The 23607-nt window shown below is 67.8% G+C and carries 20 protein-coding genes; 10 read left to right on the top strand and 10 right to left on the bottom strand.

The features are described 5' to 3' along the window. Window positions 1-576: 576 nt before the first annotated feature. From METY_RS16645 to METY_RS16680, 8 genes are all read left to right on the top strand, one after another. A complete protein-coding gene (locus tag METY_RS16645; RefSeq protein WP_103122510.1) occupies window positions 577-1827 on the top strand; it encodes a four-carbon acid sugar kinase family protein in 1251 nt (416 codons plus the stop codon). Continuing rightward, a complete protein-coding gene (gene pdxA, locus METY_RS16650; RefSeq protein ID WP_103122511.1) occupies window positions 1824-2822 on the top strand; it encodes a 4-hydroxythreonine-4-phosphate dehydrogenase PdxA in 999 nt (332 codons plus the stop codon). The genes METY_RS16645 and pdxA overlap by 4 nt, the downstream gene beginning before the upstream one ends. An 81-nt stretch (window positions 2823-2903) precedes the next feature. Continuing rightward, window positions 2904-3671, top strand: a complete 768-nt coding sequence (locus METY_RS16655; protein ID WP_244593704.1) for a DeoR/GlpR family DNA-binding transcription regulator — start codon at window positions 2904-2906, stop codon at window positions 3669-3671. A 305-nt stretch (window positions 3672-3976) separates the two neighbouring features. Beyond that, entirely contained in the window at window positions 3977-5131 is a 1155-nt protein-coding gene (locus METY_RS16660) for a glutathione-independent formaldehyde dehydrogenase (protein ID WP_103122512.1), read from the top strand. Window positions 5132-5191: 60 nt separating this feature from the next. Further along, entirely contained in the window at window positions 5192-5524 is a 333-nt protein-coding gene (locus tag METY_RS16665) for an FmdB family zinc ribbon protein (RefSeq protein WP_103122596.1), read from the top strand. Between the two features lie 103 nt (window positions 5525-5627). Then, entirely contained in the window at window positions 5628-6290 is a 663-nt protein-coding gene (locus tag METY_RS16670) for an SRPBCC family protein (RefSeq protein WP_160147376.1), read from the top strand. Window positions 6291-6302: 12 nt separating this feature from the next. Further along, a complete protein-coding gene (locus tag METY_RS16675) occupies window positions 6303-7475 on the top strand; it encodes a zinc-dependent alcohol dehydrogenase (protein WP_103122514.1) in 1173 nt (390 codons plus the stop codon). Window positions 7476-7518: 43 nt separating this feature from the next. Continuing rightward, a complete protein-coding gene (locus tag METY_RS16680; protein ID WP_103122515.1) occupies window positions 7519-8658 on the top strand; it encodes an L-dopachrome tautomerase-related protein in 1140 nt (379 codons plus the stop codon). 138 nt (window positions 8659-8796) lie between these two features. Here the strand turns inward: METY_RS16680 and METY_RS16685 are convergent, their stop codons facing one another. The 3 genes from METY_RS16685 to METY_RS16695 form a co-directional block, all read right to left on the bottom strand. Beyond that, window positions 8797-10182, bottom strand: a complete 1386-nt coding sequence (locus METY_RS16685; protein ID WP_103122516.1) for an FAD-dependent oxidoreductase — start codon at window positions 10180-10182, stop codon at window positions 8797-8799. Window positions 10183-10191: 9 nt separating this feature from the next. Beyond that, window positions 10192-10500: a ferredoxin family protein gene (locus METY_RS16690; protein ID WP_103122517.1), complete on the bottom strand. Its 309-nt coding sequence runs from the start codon at window positions 10498-10500 to the stop codon at window positions 10192-10194. Window positions 10501-10579: 79 nt separating this feature from the next. Next, a complete protein-coding gene (locus tag METY_RS16695) occupies window positions 10580-12715 on the bottom strand; it encodes a molybdopterin-containing oxidoreductase family protein (RefSeq protein WP_103122518.1) in 2136 nt (711 codons plus the stop codon). A gap of 178 nt (window positions 12716-12893) precedes the next feature. On the opposite strand from METY_RS16695, the gene METY_RS16700 reads away from it, so the two are divergent. Then, window positions 12894-13103, top strand: coding sequence for a hypothetical protein (locus METY_RS16700; protein ID WP_103122519.1), 210 nt, complete (start codon window positions 12894-12896; stop codon window positions 13101-13103). Between the two features lie 363 nt (window positions 13104-13466). Beyond that, on the top strand, window positions 13467-14084 hold the full coding sequence (locus METY_RS16705) for a TetR/AcrR family transcriptional regulator (protein ID WP_103122520.1): 618 nt from the start codon (window positions 13467-13469) through the stop codon (window positions 14082-14084). Between the two features lie 68 nt (window positions 14085-14152). Here the strand turns inward: METY_RS16705 and METY_RS16710 are convergent, their stop codons facing one another. The 7 genes from METY_RS16710 to METY_RS16745 all read right to left on the bottom strand — a co-directional run bounded on the left by METY_RS16710 (window position 14153) and on the right by METY_RS16745 (window position 23447). Next, window positions 14153-16552 (bottom strand): membrane-bound PQQ-dependent dehydrogenase, glucose/quinate/shikimate family, encoded by a 2400-nt coding sequence (locus METY_RS16710; protein WP_103122521.1) that lies wholly within the window; start codon window positions 16550-16552, stop codon window positions 14153-14155. A 449-nt stretch (window positions 16553-17001) separates the two neighbouring features. Continuing rightward, complete coding sequence (locus METY_RS16720; protein ID WP_103122523.1) at window positions 17002-18447, bottom strand: class I adenylate-forming enzyme family protein; 1446 nt, start codon at window positions 18445-18447, stop codon at window positions 17002-17004. Then, window positions 18447-19259, bottom strand: a complete 813-nt coding sequence (locus tag METY_RS16725) for an enoyl-CoA hydratase/isomerase family protein (RefSeq protein ID WP_103122524.1) — start codon at window positions 19257-19259, stop codon at window positions 18447-18449. Before METY_RS16725 ends, METY_RS16720 begins: the two co-directional genes overlap by 1 nt. Window positions 19260-19363: 104 nt before the next feature. After that, complete coding sequence (dctP, locus tag METY_RS16730; RefSeq protein WP_103122525.1) at window positions 19364-20332, bottom strand: TRAP transporter substrate-binding protein DctP; 969 nt, start codon at window positions 20330-20332, stop codon at window positions 19364-19366. Window positions 20333-20422: 90 nt separating this feature from the next. Next, window positions 20423-21592 (bottom strand): mandelate racemase/muconate lactonizing enzyme family protein, encoded by a 1170-nt coding sequence (locus METY_RS16735; RefSeq protein ID WP_160147377.1) that lies wholly within the window; start codon window positions 21590-21592, stop codon window positions 20423-20425. Between the two features lie 11 nt (window positions 21593-21603). Beyond that, entirely contained in the window at window positions 21604-22890 is a 1287-nt protein-coding gene (locus METY_RS16740) for a TRAP transporter large permease (protein ID WP_103122527.1), read from the bottom strand. Further along, on the bottom strand, window positions 22887-23447 hold the full coding sequence (locus tag METY_RS16745) for a TRAP transporter small permease (protein WP_160147378.1): 561 nt from the start codon (window positions 23445-23447) through the stop codon (window positions 22887-22889). Before METY_RS16745 ends, METY_RS16740 begins: the two co-directional genes overlap by 4 nt. Window positions 23448-23607: the final 160 nt, after the last annotated feature.

Consider the following 23607-nt stretch of genomic DNA (forward strand, 5'->3'; position numbering starts at 1 on the left):
TTCTTCCCGGCGCCCGGCGCCGCCGATCGACCGGCGGCTGCGAGGTGCGCGTCGACGTCCAACCCTTCGCTCATCTCGTCCTCCCGTGGCCCGTCGTCGCCTTGGCGGCGCTCGTATGTTCGGGATGCGAACTTTCGTTCGTTATCTTCATAAGATTGTCGCGCGGATTGCGCGCTGTCAAACCATTTTGCGCAAATTGCGCATAGAGATTGACAATCTGCGCATTTCGAGCGATCTGGCAGAGCGATGCAAGGCTGGATCTGCGCACTCAGCTCCACCACTGGATGAGTTCTGCGCAAACCGCGCAGTCCGGAGAGCATGAGATGCAGGAGTCGATTAATCGGGCGGCAGGAAATGCGCCCGGCGAAGGACTGGCGCTGCGGCTCCGCGGCGCATCGATGTCGACTTTCCTTAGGAATGACAGCGCGCCGTCCGGGACAAAGGTAGGCGGTGCGGCGCTGCTCGGCATGGCGCTTGGCGAGCTCCTCGTCCGCGCGCCAGTCAGGGCCGCTCGGAGCGGCGCCGGCGTCGCGGCGTCCAGGCCTGCTCCCGAAACTTCAGGGTCCGGTCGCTGACATGGAGGAGCGCTGGCTCATCCTCGCCGACGACCTGACCGGCGCCGCCGACTGCGCCATCGCCTTTGCGAAGCGCGGACGGGCGTCGGCCGTCGGCTGGGGCGCCGCGCCGGCAGCCGACGAGCGCCCGGAGGCCTTTTCCTACGACGCCGACAGCCGCAACCTGACGGCCGAGGCCGCCTCCGCCCGCCACGCCGAAGCGCTCGACGCCCTGCTCGAACCCGGCCGCACGCTCTTCAAGAAGATCGATTCAACGCTGCGCGGCCAGCCGGCCGCCGAGACCGCGGCCGCGATCGCGCATCTGCGGAAGGCGGGCGTACAACCCTTCGGAGTGTTCGCGCCGGCCTTCCCGGGCGTGGGCCGCACGACGATCGAGGGTCGCGTGCGGGTCGCAGGCGAGGCGCTGGAGGCAACCGAGCTCTGGCGGCGCGACCACACCTATGAGAGCGCCGATCTCGTCCGGGTGCTGGCGAGCGCGGGGGTGACCTCCAAGACGGTCGGACTCGCCGAAATCCGCGGCCCGCTCGACGAGCTGAGGGCCGCTTTCGCACACGTCGCGGAGACAAGCGCCGTTGTGGTCTGCGACGCCGGGACCGACGAGGACCTCGCACGGATCGCCGAGGCGAGCCTGCCGGCCGCGCCCGGAACCTTCTTCATCGGCTCGGCCGGCCTCGCGCATGCGCTCGCCGCCGTCCAGGCGAAGCCCGCCGCCCAACCGCCGGCTGTCGCCGGCTCGCAGGCCGGCGCGCTCATCGTCGTCGGCTCGCTCGCCACGACCTCGCGCAGAGGCGCGGCGGCGCTCCGCGACGAAGGGCTCGCGGCCCACATTCCAGCTCACCCGGGACTGCTTCTCGAGGACGCCGCAGGCCGCGCGGCGCTCGGCCGCGCCGTCTCCGATGAGCTGCGAGCAGGCGAGGACGTGCTCGTCGAGATCACGGTCGGCGACGCGTTCGACATGAGGCTCGGGTCTCAGCTCGCCTCCGGTCTCGCCGAGGCGCTCCAGCCGGCCGCCGCCGTCATGAGCGGCTTTGCGGCGACCGGCGGCGAGACCGCCGCCGCGCTGCTCTCGCGCTTCGGCGTTCATGGCATCCGGCTCGTCGACGAGATCGAACCGGGCGTCTCCCTCGGGCTCTCCCTGGGCGCGCTGTCCGTGCCGGTCGCCACCAAAGCCGGGGCCTTCGGCGACGATCAAAGCCTCATCCGCATCGTGCGCGCGCTTCGCGCCATCCGTCAGAAGGGATCCTTCGCATGAGCCGTCCCACGATCGCGATCACCATGGGCGATCCATCCGGCATCGGACCGGAGGTCATCATGAAGGCGCTGGCGCATCCGGGGGTGCAGGCCATGTGCGCGCCGCTTGTCGTCGGCGACGCCGAACGGCTCCGCCAGGCGGGCGAGATCGTGGGCTCGTCGCTGGAGGTGGAGGCCGTAGAGGACGCGCGCGACGCGCGTTTCGGACCCGGAGCCGTCCAGTGTGTCGACCTGAAGCTCGTACCGAAGAACCATCCCTTCGGCGAGGTGTCGCCGGTCTCGGGAGAAGCGGCCTACCGCTACATCGAGAAGGCTGTCCGGGTGGTCGAGGCGGGCGGCGCGCAGGCGATCTGCACGGCGCCGCTGTCCAAGGAGGCGCTGCACGCCGCCGGCCACAAATATCCCGGCCACACTGAGTTGCTCGCGCATCTCACGGGCACGCCGGAGGTCTCCATGATGCTGGTGTCGCCAAAGCTCCGCGTCATCCACGTGACGACCCATATCGGCCTGCTGGACGCGATCGCGAAGATCGAGCCTGGCCTGGTGGAGCGCGTCATCGCGCGCGGTCACGACGTGCTGGTCAAGGCCGGGATCCGCAACCCGAAGATCGGCGTCTGCGCCATAAACCCGCACGCCGGCGAGAACGGCCTGTTCGGCCGCGGCGAAGAGGCGGAGAAGATCACGCCGGCGGTCGAAGCGTGCAAGGCCAAGGGCTGGGACGTTCGCGGGCCGCTGCCGGCCGACACGCTGTTCTTCCTCGCGGGCCGAGGCGACTACGACATGGTGGTGGCTATGTACCACGACCAAGGCCACGGGCCGATCAAGGTGTTGGGGCTCGAGGCCGGGGTGAACATCACCGTCGGGTTGCCCGTGATCCGCACGTCCGTCGACCACGGCACCGCGTTCGACATCGCGGGCAAGGGGATTGCGGACGAGGGCTCGATGGTCGAGGCGCTTCGCCAGGCGGTCGAGCTCGCGCCGAAGCGCGCGGCCTGACGGGCCGCGACGTTCGAGGCGATAGCCAAGAGGGCGTGGAGCGGGCAATTTCTCCGGCCCACGCAATCCGGAGGCGCCGAGGTGATCCGCAGCCGAGAACGCCGCGAGCAGCTGCTGGAGGCGCTGCGCGCCGGCGAGGCCGACGTTGAGGAGCTCGCGGCGCGCTTCGGCGTCTCGGCCTCGACAGTGCGCCGAGACCTGCAGCGGCTGTCGCGGGACAACGCGGTGCGCCGCACCTATGGCGGCGCGATCCTCGCGAACCATCATCCCGAGACGACGCTCGGCGAGCGCTTCTCGGTCAACAACGCCGCCAAGCGCGCCATAGCGAAGGCCGCAGCGGCTCTTGTCGCGGACGGCGACACTCTAATTCTCGACGCGGGCTCGACCGTCGTCGCCTTCGCGGAGCGCCTGCGCGGCCGCAAGCTGACGATCGTCACCAACAACCTCGCGGTGCTGCCGCTCCTCGCCGACGAGGCCAGCATCGAGATCATCGCGCTCGGCGGCGCGCTGCGGGCGACCAGTATGGGAACCGTCGGTCCGCTTGCGGTCGAGGCGATGCGCCGGCTGACGGCCGACCGCGTGTTCATGAGCGCCGACGGGGTGGTGGCGGGACGAGGCCTCTGCGAGGCGAGCCTCGAACAGGTGGCGCTCAAATCGTTGATGATGGCGCAGGCGCGCGAGACCGTGGTGCTCGCCGACGCCACCAAAATCGGTCGCGCCAACTGCTCCGCCTGGGCGCCTTTACCTGCCCAATGGACGCTCGTGACCGACGCCGACGAGCAATGGGACAAGATCTCGGAGCTTGAACGCTACGGAGCGCGCGTCGTCACCGCGGGCGGAAACCGCTAAGACGCGTTTGAGCTGATCGCTAGCCGCGCAAAAGCGGGCCTGTCGGGTTGAGCCGGTTGCCGTAACGCGGAGGCGAACGAGATACTCACGAATGACGCCGAGGAGCCCTAAACGCGCTGTTGGCCCGTTGCGCTCTGTCGTCAGCCGACTGATCGACGCCGCGAGATCTGAGCCAGCGCCCAAGTAGCGAGCCGCGAGGTTCAAAGCAGGATACGGGCAACACCCTAGGGGTCCACCGTATAGTTCGACCGGGGGTCGTCCGACACCCTCCCACCTGTCCAGAAACCTCAGGGCGGGAGAGCGAGATGAGAGCAGTCGTATACAATGGGCCACGCGATGTCGCCGTGCAAAACGTATCCGACGCACGGATTGAGCGGCCGACCGACGTTCTGGTGCGGATCACGAGCACAAACATCTGCGGCTCCGACCTGCACATGTATGAGGGTCGGACCGACTTCCCGCGCGGCGGCGTGTTCGGGCACGAGAACCTCGGTCAGGTGGCCGAAGTGGGCGACGCCGTCGATCGGGTGAAGGTCGGAGATTGGGTCGCCATCCCCTTCAACATAGGCTGCGGGTTCTGCAAGAACTGCGAGCGCGGCTTGAGCGCCTACTGCCTCACGACGGCGGATCGGAGCATCTTCCCGAACATGGCCGGCGCGGCCTACGGCTTCGCCGACATGGGCCCGTACCGGGGCGGCCAAGCGGACTTTCTCCGCGTCCCCTACGGAGACTACAACTGCCTGAAGCTGCCGCCCGACGCGGAAGAGCGGCAGAACGACTATGTGATGCTGGCCGACATCTTTCCAACGGGCTGGCACGCGACTGAGCTCGCCGGACTTCGTCCCGGCGAGTCGGTGGTCATCTACGGGGCCGGGCCCGTCGGCCTCATGGCCGCACACTCCGCGATGATCAAGGGGGCCGCCATGGTCATGGTCGTCGACCGTCATCCCGATCGACTGCGGCTTGCCGAGTCCATTGGCGCCCTGGCCATCGACGACTCCAAGGGCTCGCCGGTCGACCAAGTCCTTGAACTGACGAACGGCGTCGGCGCGGATCGCGGCTGCGAGTGCGTCGGCTACCAGGCTCATGATCCGGAGGGCGAGGAACACCCGGACATGACGATGAATAACCTGGTGAAGTCGGTGAAGTTCACCGGCGGCATCGGCGTGGTCGGCGTCTATGTGCCACAGGACCCGGCGGCTCCGGACGCGCTCGCCAAGAAGGGCCAGATCGTCTTCGACCAAGGCCTCTTCTGGTTCAAGGGCCAGAAGATCGGCACCGGCCAGTGCAACGTGAAAGCCTACAACCGGCAGCTGCGGGACCTGATTTCGAAGGGCCGCGCCAAGCCGTCCTTCATCGTCTCCCACGAGCTGACGCTGGGTGAGGCGTCGGACGCCTACCGGCACTTCGACGCGCGTGACGAGGGCTGGACCAAGGTGATCCTCAAGCCCGCCGCATGACTGGCCGGACGGGCGGCCGCTCGCCCGGCTCCTCGACGCGTCGCTGGACGAGTTCAAGCCATGCCGACTTATGACTACGAGTGCGACGCTTGCGGCCCGTTCACAGCGGTGCGGCCCATGGCCCGGTTCCAGGACCCATGCGCCTGCCCAAGATGCACGGAAGAAGCCCCACGAAGCATTCTGAGCGCGCCGGCCATCGCCAGCGGAAGCCCGGAGGCCCGCGTGGCGGGCGCCCGCTCCGAGTCGAGGGCGGCCGCCTATGCGCCCGCGGCGTCGGCTGGCCATCCTGCCGGCTGCGGCTGCTGCGTGCGCCGCTTGCCGCTACCGAGCGCGCTGTCCGCGGGCGGACGGATCTTTAGGTCGCACGGGCCGGCCCACCGCAGCGGGCAGTAATCAGGGAAAGGTTGAACCAATGGCAGGCAGCGCCACAGCCGGGGGACGAAGTGAATCGTCCCGCCGCGTCCCCGCTTACTTGCACGCCCACGCGGGCGGGCCGTTGCAAGAGCTAGCCTGGATCCCCGTCGCGCTCGGCGCCGCCGCCGTCGTGGCCGGCCTCGGAAGCCGTAGGAGCGGCGGCCTCGCCATCGCGCTCACGGCCGTCGCGGGCGTCGCCGCCGCCGTAGCGCTGCGCGACAGGCGATCGGGACGAGAGACAGCAGGCGCCGCTTTTGGCGAGCCGGAGGTCGAACGCTCGATCACGATCGGCAAGACGCCAGAAGAACTCTACGAGCGCTGGAGCGACCCAAAGACGCTGCCGCAGATCATGGCGGGCTTCGCCACCGTGCGAGCGGCTGGCGACGGCCGCCTGCAGTGGAAGGTCGAGGGGCCGCTCGGCCGAACGTACGAATGGGCCTCCGAGACCGTCGACGACCGGCCCGGCGAGGGCGCGGGTTGGCGCTCGCTCCCCGACGCCGCCATCGCCAACGAAGGGTCGGTCCGCTTTCGCCCCGCCCCGGCCGAGCGCGGCGCGGTGGCCACCCTGCGTTTCCGGTTCGACCCGCCCGGCGGGACGCTCGGCGACGCCGTCGTCGCGCTGCTCGGAACAACGCCGCTGGACTTGGCTGCTGATCGGGCGCTGCGGCGCTTCAAGAGCCTCGTCGAAACCGGGGAGATCCCGACCACCGAGCGCCAGCCCGCTGCGCGCGCGGACACGCGATGAGGAGACCAGGACATGCGAGCGCTCTACTGGAACGGCGTGAACGACCTGCGCGTCGGCACGGTCAAAGACCCTGAGATCGTGAACCCGCACGACGCCATCCTGCGCGTCACCCTGTCCACGACCTGCGGCTCGGACCTGCACTTCATCGACGGATACATCCCCACCATGAAAGCCGGCGACGTGATCGGCCACGAATTCATGGGCGTGATCGAGGAGGTCGGCCCCGAGGTGAAGCGCGTCAAGAAGGGCGACCGTGTCGTCGTTCCGTCCTTCATCGTCTGCGGCCAATGCTGGTACTGCGAGCACAACCTCTATTCGCTGTGCGACAACACCCACCCCAAGCCCGAGCTGCAGGCCCCGATGTTCGGGGGACATCACACGGCCGGCATCTATGGCTACACCCATGCCTTCGGCGGCTACGCCGGTTCGCACGCTGAGTACATCCGCGTACCCTTCGCGGACAACGACTGTTTCCACGTGCCTGACGGAGTTGCTGACGAGACGGCGCTGTTCCTCTCCGATGCCGCGCCGACGGGCTACATGGGCGCCGACTTCTGCAACATCCAGCCGGGCGACACGGTCGCGGTCTGGGGCTGCGGCGGCGTTGGTCTGATGGCCCAGCAGAGCGCCCGGCTGATGGGGGCCGAGCGGGTCATCGCGATCGACCGCTACCCCGAGCGGTTGCGGATGGCGCGCGAGCATGCCGGCTCCGAGACGATCGACTACACCGAGGTCCACAGCGTCCTGGAGGCGCTGAAGGAGATGACGGGCGGGCGCGGCCCCGACTCCTGCATCGACGCGGTCGGCATGGAGGCGCACGGCACGGGGCCTCAATACGCCTACGACCGCGTGAAGCAGGCGCTGCGGCTGGAGACGGATCGCGGCCAGGCGTTGCGCGAGGCCATCATGGCCTGCCGCAAGGGCGGCACGCTGTCGGTGCTCGGCGTCTACGGGGCGATCGACAAGTTCCCGATGGGCGTCATCATGAACAAGGGCCTGACGATGCGCACCGCCCAGCAGCACGGGCAGGCCTATATGGACCGGCTGCTCGCGCATGCCCAGAAGGGCGAGCTGAACCCAGCCTATCTCGCAACGCACCGCTTCCCGCTCGAGGACGGCCCGCGCGGCTACGACATGTTCAAACACAAGACGGACGGCTGCGTGCGCGCGGTGTTCGCGCCGTAGAACGCCGCCCTCCGCCACAAGGCGCCAATCAGACGAGGCGATCATGATCAGACTCACGGCTGCGGCTGCGGCTGCGGCGATCGCGCTGGGCTCGCTTCCCCTTGCCGCCTCCGCGCAGCAGCAAGCTGCTTCATCGCCGGGCGGAGCGGCCCGGCTGCAACTGGTCGCGAGCTTCGAACACCAGGTGACCGGAGTCACGGTGTCGGCGGACGGCCGCATCTTCGTCAACTTCCCGCGGTGGACGGAGGATGCGCCGATTTCGGTCGCCGAGGTGGCGCGCGACGGCGGGCTCAAGCCCTACCCTGACGATAGGTGGAACTCCTGGCGCAACGCCAAGAAGAACCAGATGTCGGCCGGAGATCACTTCGTGTGCGTCCAGAGCGTCGTCGCCGACGCGCGGGGCAACCTCTGGGTCGTCGATCCAGCCGCGCCAGCCACCGCTCCCGTCGTCCAGGGCGGCCCCAAGCTCGTCAGGATCGACCTGAAGACGAACCAGGTTGCGCAGGTCATCCGCTTCGACGAGACGGTCGCCCCGCAGGGCAGCTACCTCAACGACGTGCGGTTTTCGCCGGACGGGCGCCACGCCTACCTGACCGACGCGGGAGCCAAAGGCGCCATCGTCGTCGTGGATCTCCAAGATGGGCGGGCTCGACGCGTGCTCGACGGCCATCCGAGCACGCAGCCGGAAAAGGATGTGGTGGTGAAGACCGATGGACGCGAGCTCCGCCGGCCCGATGGGCGGGGCGTCGAATTCGCGGCCGACAGCATCGCGCTCTCTCTCGACGGGCGCGTCCTCTATTGGAAGGCGCTGACGGGGCGGACGCTCTATCGCATCGCGACGGACGTTCTGGCGGACCCGAACATGTCCGGAAAGGAACTTGAATCCCGTGTGGAGCGCGTCGCCGAAACCGAACCGACGGACGGCCTCTGGATCGACCGACGCGGGCGGCATTATCTGAGCGCGATTGAGCAGGACGCCGTGAAGGTTCTCGACGGCGGTCGGGTCACGACGCTCGTGGAAGACAAGCGGTTGCGCTGGCCCGACACGTTCTCGGAGGGGCCCGACGGCGCCGTCTATGTCACCAGTTCCCGCATCCAGGATATGAGCTGGTTCAGGCCCGAGGCCGGCCCCCGCCTCCAGACGCAACTGTGGCGCATCGAGTCGAACGCCGCGCGACAGTGACGGCGACATAAGGCCGACTCTTCCCGACCCTCGGACGCCACTCATGGACACGGCCTACGGCGAGCCGACAAGCGGCCTCCGGCTCGGAGCCGCGGTCCGCACGTTAGCGCGGAGCGGCGCGAACCGGGCGAAGAACCGTCACGCGCAGCGCGGTTGCGGAACGGAAGTGGCGCCCGCGAAGGCGGCGGCGAGCATCTCGCTCACCGCGGTGAACTTTTCCCGGGGCTTCCCTTGCGCGGCTCCGGCCTCGACCTCGGCCGCGTCGATCCTCGACCAGGAGGTGAAGTCGACGGGCCGCACGCCGCGCGCTGCGAGCGACGTCCGCAACGCTGCGCGACCGGGCGCTTTCGACGGCCGATCGGCAAAGTCCGCCAGCATCGTCGCGACCGTTTCGAGGCTGCACGCGCGGTTGACGCCGATCACGCCAGAAGGGCCGCGCTTGATCCATCCGGCGACGTAGAGCCCCGGAGCCGGCTCTCCGCGATCCATGACGCGCCCCCGCTCGTGCGGAATGGCGCCGGAACGGTTGTCGAACGGCACGCCGTCGGTCGCGACGCCCTTGTAGCCCACGCTCCTGAACACGGCGCCCGTTTCGAGCGCCACGGTCTCCCCCGTCGGTTGGGCGACTTGCGCGAAGGCGCCGCCCGAAAGGCGGCATCGATCGAACAGCGCGCGCTCCACGCAGTGGTCTCCCTGGAGGGCGCGCGGGCTGAGATTGAAATGAAGATGGACCGCCCTGGCGCGCTCGCGCGGGCGTCCCTGGAAGGTGCGCAGGATCTTTACGCTCTGCGCCGCGGCGACGCCGCGCGGGTCGCGGAGTTCGGCTTCGCAGGTCTCGCCGAGGGCGAGATCGGAGTCGTCGAGCACCACGTCGGCATTGGCCAGCATGCCGATCTCGCGCAGCTCTTTCACCGTCCATTTCGCCTGCGCCGGGCCGCGCCGGCCGACGAGGTGAACGTCGCGGATCCTGCTCTCTGCAAGCGCTTCCAGGGCGTGCGCGCAGATGTCGGTTCGGCGGAGCTCGTCGACGGATTTCAAAAGGATGCGGCAGACGTCGATCGCCACGTTGCCGTGCCCGACGATCACCGCGGCCTCGCATGAAAGGTCGAAGCTCCGGTCCCGGAAGTCGGGATGCCCATTGTACCAGGACACGAACTCCGTGGCCGACCAGCTGCCGGGAAGGTCTTCGCCGGGCACTCCAAGCTTGCGGTCGGTTGACGCCCCGCTGGCGATCACCACCGCGTCGTAGAAGCTCCGAAGCTCGTCGATCGTCACGTCTCTGCCGAGCGCCACGTTGCCGAAGAAGGCGAAGCGCTCGTGGCCGGCGATCTGCGTGAAGTTCTGGCAGACAGATTTGAGCTTCGGGTGGTCGGGCGCGACGCCGAACCGAACCAGACCGAACGGCGTCGGCAAGCGCTCGAGCATGTCGACCTCGGCGCCGGCTTCGAGCAGCGCCTCGGCGGCGTAGAAGCCGCTGGGCCCGCTGCCGACGACGGCGACTTTGCGCGCGGCGCTCCCCGCCATGTCAGGCCCTCAATTTAGGCCAAGCTCGCTGCGGCGAGCTTCCGCCGTCGGCAGCGGGGGCTGTTTCGCTCGGACGACAGGCAAGATCGGGGCGCGCGCGGCGTTGATCCTGATCCATTGCTCCTCGTCGTCCGAGAGGTCGAACTCGTCCTTGATGGCGCCCACAGGACAGGCCGGAATGCAGGCGCTGCAGTCCACGCAGACCTCGGGGTCGATGTAGAGGCGCTCGTCGTCGCCATGGAAACAGGCGACGGGACACACCGTGACGCAATCGGTGAAGCGACACGCTTGGCAGTTTTTTGTGACGACGTGGGTCATCTCGAACTCCTCGAACGCAGCCAGCGATGCTGGGGAAAAGCGGCGCGGCGCCCTCAGGGACGCCGCGCCGGGGCTGCGGTCACGCAGCGACGTGCGCGACCTCGACGAGGTTGTCGGAATAGCTGCCGGCCATGCCCATCCCGCAGTGGGCGTCGGAGCTGATCGAGTTCACGGCCGTGCCGGAGCTTGTGAAGCTCGGCCAGTGGCCGAGATTGGCCATCACGAGGCCGGGCATGAGCGCGTCGACGATCTCGGCGCGGCCGTCGAAATGGCCGCGGTCGTTGAAGACGCGGACCATCGCGCCCGTCTCGATCCGACGCGCGGCCGCGTCGTGAGGGTGCATGAAGACCGTCTGTTCGCCCTGTCGCTTCTGCTTCGGCTTTTCATTGGCGTACTGCGAGTTCAGGAAGGCGTGAGCCTTCGGCGAGACGATTGAAAGCGGGTAGCGCTTGGCGAGCTCCGGATTGGTCTCCCGGGACTCGTAGCCCGGCACGTAATCCGGGAGGGGGTCGATCGGCTCGCCGGGCTGCATGCCTTCGTACATCGAGCGCCAGACCGGCACGACGAAGTTCTCGGTTACGCTCGACTTGAACTCGCACTTGCCGGACGGCGTCTTGAAATTGCCTTCCGCGTGCGGCGCCCGCTCATGCGGCAGGCCGACATTGATGCGCGCCCAGCCGGTCTCCTTCAGCGTCTCGAGCGTGATGCCTTGCAGCGCCGGCGAGTCCCAGTCGTAGAAGTCCTGGAGCATCTCCCAGTCGGAGCGGTCCCAATAGTCGTCGTTGAAGCCCATGACCTTGGCGAGGCGTCGGAACATCTCGACGTTGGGCACGCAGTCCGGCGGCGGCGAAATCGCCGGCTGGTTCAGGCTGATGTAGAGGTGACCCCAGGTCACCATGATGTCGAGCTGCTCCCCTTGCATCGCCGACGGCAGGATGATGTCGGCGTATTTCGCCGTGTCGGTGATGAAGAGCTCGCTGACGACCGTGAACAGGTCCTCGCGCTCCAAGCCCCTGGCGATCTTCGCCTGCGCGGGCGCCTGGCTCATCGGGTTCGAGTTGTAGACGAACAACGACTTGATGGGGGGATCGAGCGGCAGTTCGCCGGTGAGCGCGGCGCCCAGGTCGAGCTCGTTGATCACGCGCGTGCCAGGGCGGATCCAGTCGGGACGGCAGATCCGGTCGAAGTTCGTCGGGAATTCCCAGATCGGCATCTCCATGGCCCCGCCGCCGACATGTCGCCAAGCCCCGATGAGGGCAGGAAGACAGGTGATGGCGCGGATGGCCTGGCCGCCGCCGCGGCTGCGCTCGATCGCGACGCCCTCGCGGATCGCGGCCGGCGGAGTCGTGGCGTATTCACGGGCGAGCGTGATGATGTCGGCCGCCGGGATGCCGGTGATCTCGTAGACGCGCTCCGGGGAATAGAGCGCCGCGCGCTCCTTCAGCTCCTCGTAGCCGAGCGTGTACTTCTCGACATAGTCATGGTCGACGAGATCCTCGGCGATGATGACGTTCATCATGCCGAGCGCGAGCGCGCCGTCGGTGCCAGGCCTGATCTGGACGTGCCAGTCAGCGGCCTTCGCCGTGCGGGTTTGAACCGGATCGATCACCACGACCTTCGCGCCGGCCTCCTGCGCCTTCACGATGAAGGGCCAGCCGTGGATGTTCGTCGAGGTCATGTTCATGCCCCAGACGATGATGTACTTCGCGTGGACAAAGCTTTCGATGTCGAGCCCGCCGGACGGACCAACCGTCATGACCCAGGCGGTCGACGAGCCGCTTTCGCAGTAGGTCTTCTCGGCGACCGTCGAGCCGAGCCGGTTGAAGAAGGCGTCGCCCGCGGTGAGGCCGTTGAGCGTGCCCTGATGCCCGAGATAGGCGTGGGGCATGATCGCCTGCGCACCGTATTCGGCGATGATGGCGTTCCACCTGTCCCGGATCGTGTCGAGCGCCTCGGTCCAGCTGATCGGCTCGAACTGCCGCGACCCCTTCGGACCGACGCGCTTCAGCGGCGTCAGTATTCGGTCGGGATTGTAGTGGTGGCCGGCGAAGTCCTTGAGCTTCACGCAGAGGCGGCCCTGCGTCATCGGGTGGTTCTTGTCGCCGGTCACCTCGACAAGCTTTCCGCCCTTGACGTGATACTCGAACGCGCAGGTGTCAGGGCAGTCGTGGGGGCACGCGCCGCGTACGATTCTCGTATCGATCTCAGCGTTCATGGCTGGCTCCGTCGTTCCGGACGTTGCGAACGCCGCCGCCCAGCGGCGGCGGGACGATTGCTTGGAACGATACCAAGGAGCGGGCCGCGGTAAATAGTACGGCCGTCCTAAAGTGATTATAATATGTGCGTTTTAGTACGGCCGTCCGCAAAAATGATGGGCGGAGCTGGACGATCCGATGTCGGCTGAAGAGGCGAAGCTCTTTGAAGCTATGCAATCAGTGCGCCAAGACTGGTTCTTCCGGGAGAACATCACCGCCCCCGCTCAGTATTCAGCAATCGATCTCGCGATCGTGGAAGGCTCGCTGTGCGGGAACACGCGCCAACTGGCAAGATTGCCCTCGTGGGGCGCCGCTTTCCGCGTCATCTCCCGCGCCAGCGACGGATGACAGCGGGCGAAGCGGCGCGGCGACCGACCCCAATGTGCCTAAGAAGGACGGCGCAGCGCACCTGATGCCGCCTCGGGCCGACGACGCGACGATCGATTCAGTATTTTGAAGCGGAGGGGTGCCTCGCGGTCGCCGAACGGCAGGCGGCCTTTGGCCCGGCTCGCGAGGAACACGCGCTTGAGCGGCTTCCTTGAAGCGCACGTCGCACCGCGTCGCTTTGGGCCCGCGGCCGACATTCGGACGATCGTACGAGATATGACGTCCGCCTCTTGCCAGTCCTTGGATGGGATGTTTCTTGGACGATCGTACGATATGCGCGTGACCGGCCGAGCAGCCCGGTCACCGTCTTAGCGAGAACGCCAGATGACCCAAGTGGACCACGCCGCGCGCGCGTCGACGACCAAGGGCAATGATCGCGTGGCCACTATTCTGGCCGCGGCGAAAGACATCCTGGTGACGCAGGGGTTCGCGAACCTGTCTTACCGCAACATCGCCAAGGGGGCCGGCATCGCGGTCGGGAACGTCAATTACTACTACCCGTCGAAAGACGACCTCATGATCCACCTCGCCCACTATATCTTCGACCAGTGGGACCACCGTTTCCGCAAGCGGGTTCCCGCGAAACTGAAGGATGGACGCGAGATCTTCCGATTCTCAGTGGAGTTCATGATCTCCGAGAACAAGCGCGACAGGACGGTCAATCTGCTCATGGAGATGTGGGCCATGGCCAACCATTCGCCCTCGGTGTCGAAAATGCTCGGCGCCTTCTATGAGAAGATGCGGACTTGGATCGGCGAGATGATCGAGCGTGTCCGGCCAGATTTGTCCAAGGACAGTCGCGACCTGAGGGCAGCCCTCATTACGGCTCAGATCGAAGGTTTAATGATCCTGATCGGTCCTAAACGCGTTCGCTACGGCGAACTCACCGGTCTTGAGCGCGCCGCGGCTTTGCATATCGAACGTCTGGCCTTCTCCGACTGAGCTTGGGGCTTTGGGCGCTGCGCCGGCGTGCTCTAGCGCTGCGGCCCCAAGACCGCGGAACGCATGGCTCAGGACTTCGGAAGCGCGAACGCGATCGTGGCGTCGCCGTAGCGGGTGCCGATCGCGCCGTGGCCGCCCGCGGTGATCACCACGTACTGTCGACCGTCATTGCCGCGATAGGCCATGGGCGTCGCCTGCGGGCCGGCCGGCAGCCGCGCCTTCCAGAGCTCCTCGCCGGTCCTCTGGTCGAAGGCCCGCAGATACTGGTCGGTGGTCGCGCCGATGAACACCACGCCGCCCGAGGTCACGATCGGTCCACCGAGGTTGGGCGTGCCCGTCGGCAGCGGCAGGTTGTCCTTGAGTCCGAACAGATTGGTGTCGCGCGAGGTGCCGAGCGTCGTGCGCCACACGACCTTGCGGGTGGTGAGGTCGACGGTTGCGAGCTCGCCCCAGGGCGGCGGAGCGCAGGGCGCGCCGAACGGCCCCAGCCAGGCCTGCACGGCGGCGATGTAGGGCGTGCCCTCCTGCGGATAGTGCTGCTCGGACGAGGCGTCCTCGCCGACCGCCTCCGGCGAGGACGGCTGCTCGCCAGACTGCACCGGCTTGGCCTTTGGCGCGTCCGGCGACGTGCGGTCGATCAGTCGGATGCGGAAGGGCATATTCATCAGATTGACGGTGATGAGCTGGCGCTCGGGGTCGATCGCCGCGCCGCCCCAGTCGGTCACGCCGTCGAAAGCCGGGTTGCCGATCATCGGCGTGAGGCCCGGCGGGGTGAAAATACCCTCGTGCCGCGATTGCCGGAACTGGATGCGGCAGATCAGCTGGTCGATCGGCGTCGCGCCCCAGGCGTCCTTTTCCTGGAGCGGCGGCGGCGTGAAGGACGGCATGCCGACCGAGAACGGCTGCGTGGGCGACAGCCGTTCTCCCGGGGCGGCGCCGTTCTGGGGAACAGGCCGCTCCTCTACACGGGCGATCGGCTCGCCCGTCGCCCGATTGAGCATGAACACCTGACCGGTTTTGGTGGTCTGGATCAGCGCCGGCACGGTCCCTGAGCCCGACGGCCCCGGCAGATCGACCAGGCTCGGGCCGATCGGCAGATCGAAGTCCCAGACGTCGTGGTGCACCGTCTGGAACGTCCAACGCAGCTTGCCGGTCTCGATGTCGAGCGCCGTGATGGAGGAGCCGAAGCGCTCGTCGAAGGGCCGCCGCTGACCTCCGAAGTAGTCTGGGGTCGGGTTGCCGAGCGGAAGGTAGACAATGCCCAGCGTCTGGTCGGCCGTCATCGCGCCCCAGACGTTCGGAGTGCCGCGGGTGTACACCTCGCCGGGCGGCAGCGGCGCGATCGCGTCCTCGCCGCGGCCCATGTCCCAGGCCCAGACGCCCGCGCCCGAGACGGGATCGTAGGCGCGGATCACGCCCGAGGGCTCGTCGACCGCGCGGTTGTCGCGGATGCGGCTGCCGACGATCAGGCGGTTATTGGCGACGAGCGGCGGCGAGGTGGTGATCTGCATGCCGGGGCTCGACGGCCCGGCGTTGGCGCGCAGATTGATGTAGCCGCCCTCGCCAAATCCCTCGCATTCCTTGCCTGTCTTGACGTCGAGGGCCACCACGCGGGCGTCGAACGTCGGCGCGAAGATGCGCTCGCGGCAGGGGGCGCCCTCGGGCGCCTGAAAGTAGGAGACGCCGCGGCAGACGAGGTAGGGGTTGCCCTCGCGTTGGGCCTGCAGCTTCCAGGTCCACTTGATTTCGCCTGTGGTGGCGTTGATCGCCAGCACCCAGCTGTGCGGGGTGCAGGTGTAGAGCGTGTCGCCGATCTTGATCGGCGTCGCCTCGCTGTGGAACTCGCGCAGGTGGTTGCGCTCGGCCTCGTCGGCGGTGTCCCCGGTGTTCGCGGTCCACGCGACTTCGAGCTGTGACACGTTCTGGGGCGTGATGTCTGGGAGCGCGGCGTAGCGTTGGCCGCCGAGCCCCGCGCCGTACTCCGGCCATTCGCTCGCGCCAGCAGGTGGGGTCGCCTCCGCCGGCCCGCCGGTTTGGGCGCTTGTGTATCCGATCGAGGCGGCCCCGAGAGCGACGGCCGCGACAGCGAGGCTCCCCGCCGCGACGCGATTCCGCGACGGTCCCCCGCCGCGCCGCCCGTCAAGCGAGCGGCCGATCCAAGGCATGTAGACATAGACGAGCAGCACGGTCGGAGCGACGAGCCGCGCCACGAGGCCGAAGACGTTCGGCCCGATCTCCCAGAACGCCCAGACCACCGTGCCGACCCAGACCACCAGATAGACGGTCCTCCCAAATCGGCGGCCGGCTGCAAGCAGCAAGCCGCTCGCTAGGATGCCGAGCCCCGCGACCACGTAGTAGAGCGAACCGCCGAGCCAGGCGAGCCAGCCCCCGAGAACGACGAAATAGACGCCGAGCAGCGCGATCAACGCGCCTGAAATGATCGGCCGGCTGCGAAGAGTGGTCCACATCGCGGAAGCTCCTGTGCGGAAACGGGCGTGGAGGCGGCGGCTTGCTCCGCGGCCTCGAGCTTGACCTTGATCCAGCCGACCTCGATCGCGCGGCCAGAGTTCATCAGCGTCGTCGAAGCGATTGCGAACCGCCGGAGCGGTCCGCGGCCGACTGCCTCAACCATGTCGCTGTCCTCGCTAACGGCCCGCGCCCAGCGGGTCGGAAGGACCTCAGCGATCGCGGCCGTCACCAAGGCGACTCCGGCGGGCAGATGACGCGCAAAATCGCCTCCGCCGGCTCCCGCAGCTCGAATTATGGGACGTCGTCGATCCCGATGTCCTCAGCGGCGTGGAGTGCAAACGGCCTTCAAGGGCAGCCCCCTCGGCGCCGGACCGGACTGAAAGTCCACGGACGACACTATGTTCCCCGTCGCAGGGAGCCTCGCGTAGCGCCCGCTTTGGCCAGGAGGCTACCGCCGTTGAGAGGAACCCATCGTCATCGTTGCGAGGCTTTCCCTGATCGCCAACTCCCGCAGCGCGGCGCGGCTCGCCTTTCCTGTCGCCCCAAGCGGAACGGCGTCCCGGATCACGAGGACATCCGGAACCTTGTAGCGTTCGAGGCACCCGCCCAGCCAGTCGCAAAGCCCGCTGGGCGTGGCCGCAGCTCCGTCCCTTAGGACGACGGCCGCGTGAATGCGCTCGCCGATCCGCTCGTCCGGAACGCCCGTGCAGAGCGCGGCCGCAACGTCCGGGTGGCGCAGCAGGGTGGCCTCGATCTCGGCGGGATAGATCTTGTTGCCCGCGCGCGAGATGACCTCTTTGATCCGTCCGACAAGGCGCACCTCGCCGTCCGGATCTTCGACCGCGAGATCGCCGGTCCGAAACCAGCCGTCCGCGAAAGCCGCCGCCGTCAGCTCCGGCTCGCCGAGATAGGCGGCCATAATATGCTCGGTCCGGATCTGGAGTTCGCCGGACCGGCCCGCAGGTAGGGAGCCGCCATCCTCGGCCCGTATCCTGTAGAGGACGCCGCCCGTTGGCCGACCGATCCATGCGCCGCGCGGTTCGCTCTCGGTCGAGATCGCGCAGAAGTCGGCCGCGCCCGTCTCCGTCAGGCCATAGCAGTCGAAGATCGCGGCGCCGGGCCATCGCGCCACCGTCGTCTCCGCCAGTACGGCGCCAAGCGGCTCGCCGCCGCTGACGATCGTCCTCAGCCGATCGAGCGGGCGCGGTCTCCGTTCCAGCGCACGCAGCATGGAGGGCACGACGCAGAGCGCGGTGGCATTCCGAAGGTACAGGGCGTCGAAGACCTGCGGCGAGAACTTCCGGACGAGCGAGACGCTCGCCCCTGCGCAGAGCGCCAGAAACGCCGTCCACTGGCCGAAAATGAAAGTGAGTTGAAGCGGGATCGCGACGACGTCGCCAGAACCGAAGGGGATTATCGGCTCGAGCGCCGCGAGCTTGCCGGCGAAACCGCGGTGGCGGATCACCACGCCCTTCGGAGCGCCGGTCGTGCCGGAGGTGAAGACCACCACCGCCGCATCATCGAGCTCGCGCCGCGCCGACGGCGCCGGGGCGTCCCGCGCGAAGAGCGCCTCGCCACTCTCGACAACCACGCGCGCGCCAAGCGATGCGCGCACAGCCGCCCACGTGGTTTCGGACGCCGAGACATGGACCGGCGCGACGACGCCGCCCGCCATCCAGACGCCGAGGAACGCCGCGAGATCAAGACTGCGGTTACCGACCACGACGAAGACCGGCTCGTTCTCGCCAAGCCCACCGCGCCGGAGCGCCGCGGCGATCTCACTGCCGGCCTCGAGAAGTTCGGTCGCCCGAAGCGGCGCCGCGTTCCCGTCCTCGACCACGCCGGCGCCGCTCGCGAGCCTCGTCTCCAGAAGGCGGAGCAGCGCCCGCGCCATCAGGCTTCGAACCTCGCGTCGCGCCAGGCGATCGCGGCCCTCATGCCCTTCTCGCGGGCGACCGCCATGAAGTCCTGCTTGTCCGCCGAGCCTTGGCCCTCGATCGTGAGGTCGATCTCGAGCGCGGCCTCCAGGGCGTCGAGCATGCCGCGCGCCTCAAGTTGGCGATTGAGGGCCCGCTTGGTCTCGCGGACGACCATCGGATCAACCACAGCGATGCGGCGGCCGAGCGCCAGAGCAGCCTCGTCCAGCTCGGCGTCCGCCACGACGCGGTTGACCATGCCGATCTCGCGGGCGCGTTCGGCGGAGATCCGATCCTCGCCCGTCAGGATGATCTCTTTCGCGAGTTTCGGCCCGACGATCCAGGGGAGCAGCATCACGACGATGCCGGCGCCGAACTTCAGCTCCGGCTCGCCGAAGTAGGCGGTTTCCGACGCGATCGTCATGTCGCAGGCGAGCGCCAGCTCGCAGGCCCCCGCCATGCAGGCGCCGCGCACGGAAGCGATCGTCGGTTTCGCCGAGCGCCAAAACCGCATCGGCACGTCGAAATCCTTGCGCAGGATCGGGCGCCAGTCGGCCACGCCGGTCGGTCGGCGCTCCATCTGGTCCTTGAGGTCGAAGCCGGACGAGAAGTTTCCGCCTTCCCCCGTCACCACAACAGCGCGGACGGTATCGTCAGCCTCGGCCGCGTCCATCGCGGCTGAGATCTCGTCGAGCATCTCCGCGCTGATCGCATTGGCGCGCTCGGGCCTGTTCAGCGTCAGCCGCGCGACCGGTCCCAGAACCTCGTAGCGGATCGTCCGGTAGCTCATCGAGCGGCCTCGCGCAGGAGAGGAAACGGACGCAACCTGCGGGAGGGATCGCGGATGGCGCCTTCGCCGGGCGAAGATCGGGTTCGATCGCCGCCCGACGGGTCTCAGTTCATGGCGCGGATCGCGTCGAACTTGTCCTGGCCGAAGCGCTTGGCGAAGATCTCGTTCGCGGGCGCGAGCTTCTCGACGAAGGCCGCCGTATCGACGGTTTCGACGATCTGCATGCCGCCTTCCTTCAGCTTGGCGAGGCCGCTGGTCTCGTATTCGTCGACCGCCGCGCGCTGGGTCGCGACCGCCTTGGCCACGGCCGCCTGCACGATCGCCTTGTCGGCGTCGGAGAGCTTGCCCCAGGTCGCCGACGACATGGTGATCACGGTCGGGGCGAAGACGTGGCGCAGCAGCGTGCCGTACTTCTGCACCTGGAAGAACTTGGCCGAGAGCACGTTGGAGATCGGGTTGTCTTGGCCGTCGACGACGCCCTGCTGGAGGGCCGCGTAGAGTTCGGGCCAGGCGATGGGCGTCGGGCGGGCGCCGAGCTGCTTGAAGGCCGCGATGTGGATCTCGTTCTCCTGCACGCGGATCGTCATGCCGACGAGATCCTCGGGCTTCAGCACAGGCCTCTTGTTGTTGGTCAGCATCTTGAAGCCGTTCTCGCCGTAGCCGAGGCCGACCAGATCCTTGTCTTCGAACTTCGCGAGCACGTCCTTGCCGATCTGGCCGTCGAGCACGGCGCGGGCTTGGCGGGTGTCCTTGAACAGGAACGGCACGTCATAGAGCAGCACCTCGGGCACGAAGTTGCCCATGATCGAGGTTCCGGTCATGGCCATGTCGACCGTGCCAAGCTGCATGCTCTCGACGATCTCGCGCTCGCCGCCGAGCGCGCCGCCGGGGAAGATGTCGACCTTGATCCTGCCCGCGCTTTCCTTCTCGACGGACTCCTTGAAGGTCGTTGCGGCCGCGCCGAAGTGGCTGCTCATCGGGTTGACGAAGGCGTATTTCAGGGTGGTGGTCTGGGCCGCCGACGGAGCCGCGAAGCCCATCAGCATGGCCGCGGCGACAACAAGGGCTTTCATCTGCGCTTCTCCGATTGTGGGAGGTGTGGACTTCAGTGCGCTTCCCGTTCGGCCGCCGGCTTGTCCCCGCGAGCCATGGTTCTTGAAGGGTCAGGCGACGCGGAACCTCTCGACGACGCCCATGTCGGGATCGAAGCCGAGGCCGGGCCCGGTCGGAACGGCGAGCCTGCCGGCCTTCGGCAGCATCGCGTCGCCGTAGAGTTCGGCTTCAAAATCGAAGTAGAGGCGCTCGAGCAGCGGCGTCGCGCGCTGCGCGGCGTTGATGTGGACGGTCGCGATCTGGCCGGGGCCGAAGATCGCGCAATGCGGAATGAACTCGATCGCGCTCGCGTCGCAGAAGGCCGCGATCTTGAGCAGCTCCGTCACGCCGCCGGTCTTGGCGACGTCGGGCTGGGCGATGTCGATCGCTTGGGCGTCGGCCATCGCGACAAAGTCGCGGAGGGAGCCGGCGTTCTCGCCAAGCGCGATGCGATGCCGGCCGGTGGCGCGGATCTTCGCGAGGCCGCGATAGTCATCCGGCGGGAAGATCGGTTCCTCCAGCCAGAGCAGGTTCAGCTTCGAAAGCCGCGCGTCCATGGCGAGAGCTTCCGAAACCGTCCACGGGCAGTTGACGTCGAGCATCACGGCGGCTTCGTCGCCCGCTTCCTCGACGGCTGCCGCGACCTCCTCGAACCGGATGTCGTGCAGCTTGACGTAGCGGTAGCCCTCCCCGATCGCCTTGCGGGTGGCCTTGGCGACGCCCTCGGCCGAGCCGTAGCGCAGCAGGCTGGCGTAGACCTCCACCTCCTTCGCGAACGGCCCGCCGATCAGGTCGACGAGCGGCAGCTGCGCGGCCTTGCCCGCGATGTCCCAGAGCGCGATGTCGACCGCCGAGATCGCGTACATGGTCGGGCCGACGCGGCCGAAGTTCTGCAGGCCGAATTCGAGCTTGTGCTTGATCTTCGAGATGGCGTTCGCCTCCTCCCCGAGGATCACGGGGAAGATGCGGGTCTCGATCAGCATGCGCAGAGCCACGTCCTCGGCGCGCGAAAACGCCTCGCCCCAGCCGACGAGGCCGGTGTCGGTCTCGATCCGCACCAGCAACACGTCGAACGTGTTCTTCGGATTGCTGGTGAAGCTCCAGACGGGCAGGCCTCCGCTGTCGAACGGGATGGTGACAAGGATGCACTCGGCCTTGGCGATCCGGCCGGCGGCCGAAGTCGCGCGCAAGTCCGCGCCGCTGCGCTGGGCGATGTTCACGTCGATGCTCCGAGAGGTCATGCGAAGAGCGCTCATTTGGCGCCCATCAGGTCAGGCAGCCCGGTGCTGAGCACGGGCACGAAGGTGAGCAGCAGCAGCACCAGAATCTGGATCGCGAGCATCGGGTAGATCTCGCGATTGAGATCGGCCATCCGCACCTTGGCGATCATGCCGGTGACCGCGAGCAGGCTCGCGACCGGGGGCGTGATCATCCCGAGGTTGAGGTTCACGATGACCACGATGGCGAAATGCGTCGGGTCAATGCCGAGCGCGGCCGCCATCGGGGCGAGGATCGGGGCGACCACCAGCACGCCGGGCAGCGGCTCGATGAAGATGCCGAACAGCAGCAGGAAGACGTTGACCGCCAGCAGGAACATGATCGGCGACAGGCCGAGCCCTTGAATCCAGGCGGTGAGGACCTGCGGCGTCTGGGTGTAGGTCAGCATCCAGGCGAAGGCCGAAGAGGCGGCGATGATCAGCAGGATCGCAGCGCTCATGAAGGCGGTGCGCGCGATGAGCTGCGGCAGCATCGACCAGCTGATCGTGCGATAGATCACCATGCCGCAGAACAGCGCGTAGAACACCGCGATCACGGAGGCTTCGGTCGGCGTGAACGCCCCGGAATGAACTCCGACCACGATCAGCGTCGGCAGCAGCAGCGCGGGAATCGCGCGCCAGCTTGTGCGCAGGATCTCGTCGGGGCCGGGCGCCTCGCCTTCGCCACGGAAGTCACGGCGATGGCTGGCCCAGGCGTTGTAGCCGATCATCGCCGCCGAGATCATGAGGCCCGGCACGACGCCCGCCATGAAGAGGCGCAGCACCGAGACGGCCTCGTCGGCGAGCGCATAGAGGATCATGACGATCGACGGCGGGATGATCGGCCCGACGATCGAGGCGGCCGCGGTGAGCGCAGCCGCATAGGCCGGCGGATAGCCGGACTTGCGCATCATCCGGATCAGCAGCGAGCCGGGACCGGCGGCGTCCGCGAGCGCGGAGCCCGATATGCCGGAGAAGAACGTGATGGTCAGGATGTTGGTGTGCCCGAGCCCGCCGCGCTTGTGCCCGACGAACATCGACGCGAAGCGCAGCAGCACTTCGGCCAAAGCCCCGCTCGTCATCAGTTCGGCGGCCAGCAGGAAGAACGGGATCGCCATCAGCGGAAAGCTGTCGAGCCCCGAGATCAGCTTCTGCGTGACGGCGATCGGATTGAGGCCGGCGCCGAGCACCGCGGTCAGGGTCGCCGCGCCCAACGCGAAGGCGATCGGCACGCCGAGCGCCAGGAACAGGACCAGCCCGCCGAACAGAACGCCAGCCGTCATGCCGCGGACGCCTCTTCCGGATTGAGGTCGTCGGACGTCTCGAAGGAGCCGTCTCGCACATACGGCGCGAGGATCATGAGGAGGTGCCAGACGCTGAGGCTGAAGCCGATCGGCACGGCCATCGCGACATAGGCGAAGGGGATGTGCAGGACGGGGGTCGTCTGCCGCCAGGAACGCGCAACATAACCGAGGCCGGCCCAGGCCATGTAAAGCGCGAAGCCCGCCATGATCGCCACCACCACGACCCGCAGGACGCGCGCGGCCAAGGGCGGGACCGCGACATGCAGATTGTCGACCGCCACATGGCCGCCGAGCCGCAACACCGGCCCGACGCCGATCAGGCAGAGCCAGATCATCAGGTAGCGGCTGAGTTCCTCGGCCCAGAGGATCGCGTCGTCGGTGAGGTAGCGCAGCGAGACGCTCACAAAGACCATCACGGCCATGGCGGCGAGCGCCGCGATCATGAAGGCGCGGTTGACGCCGAGCACGGCCCGGTCGATCGCGCGCACCGCCGAAAGCGCTGAGCCCGCCGCGCCGCTGCCGACCGCCGCGGTCACGTGGGGCGCCCGGCGCCACCGGGGCGCAGGGAAAAACTGAAATCCGTCATGAGAAGGTCCGACGCCAGATTGTCGACAATCAGACAATTGGCTGCGGGCCGTTGGGTCAAGCCTAAAAGGCGGGCGGCGCTGGCTACGGAAGCGCCAAAGCGTCTGATCT

The sequence above is a fragment of the Methylopila sp. Yamaguchi genome, from assembly GCF_002897035.1.
In the GTDB taxonomy this organism is placed as follows: Bacteria; Pseudomonadota; Alphaproteobacteria; order Rhizobiales; family Methylopilaceae; genus Methylopila.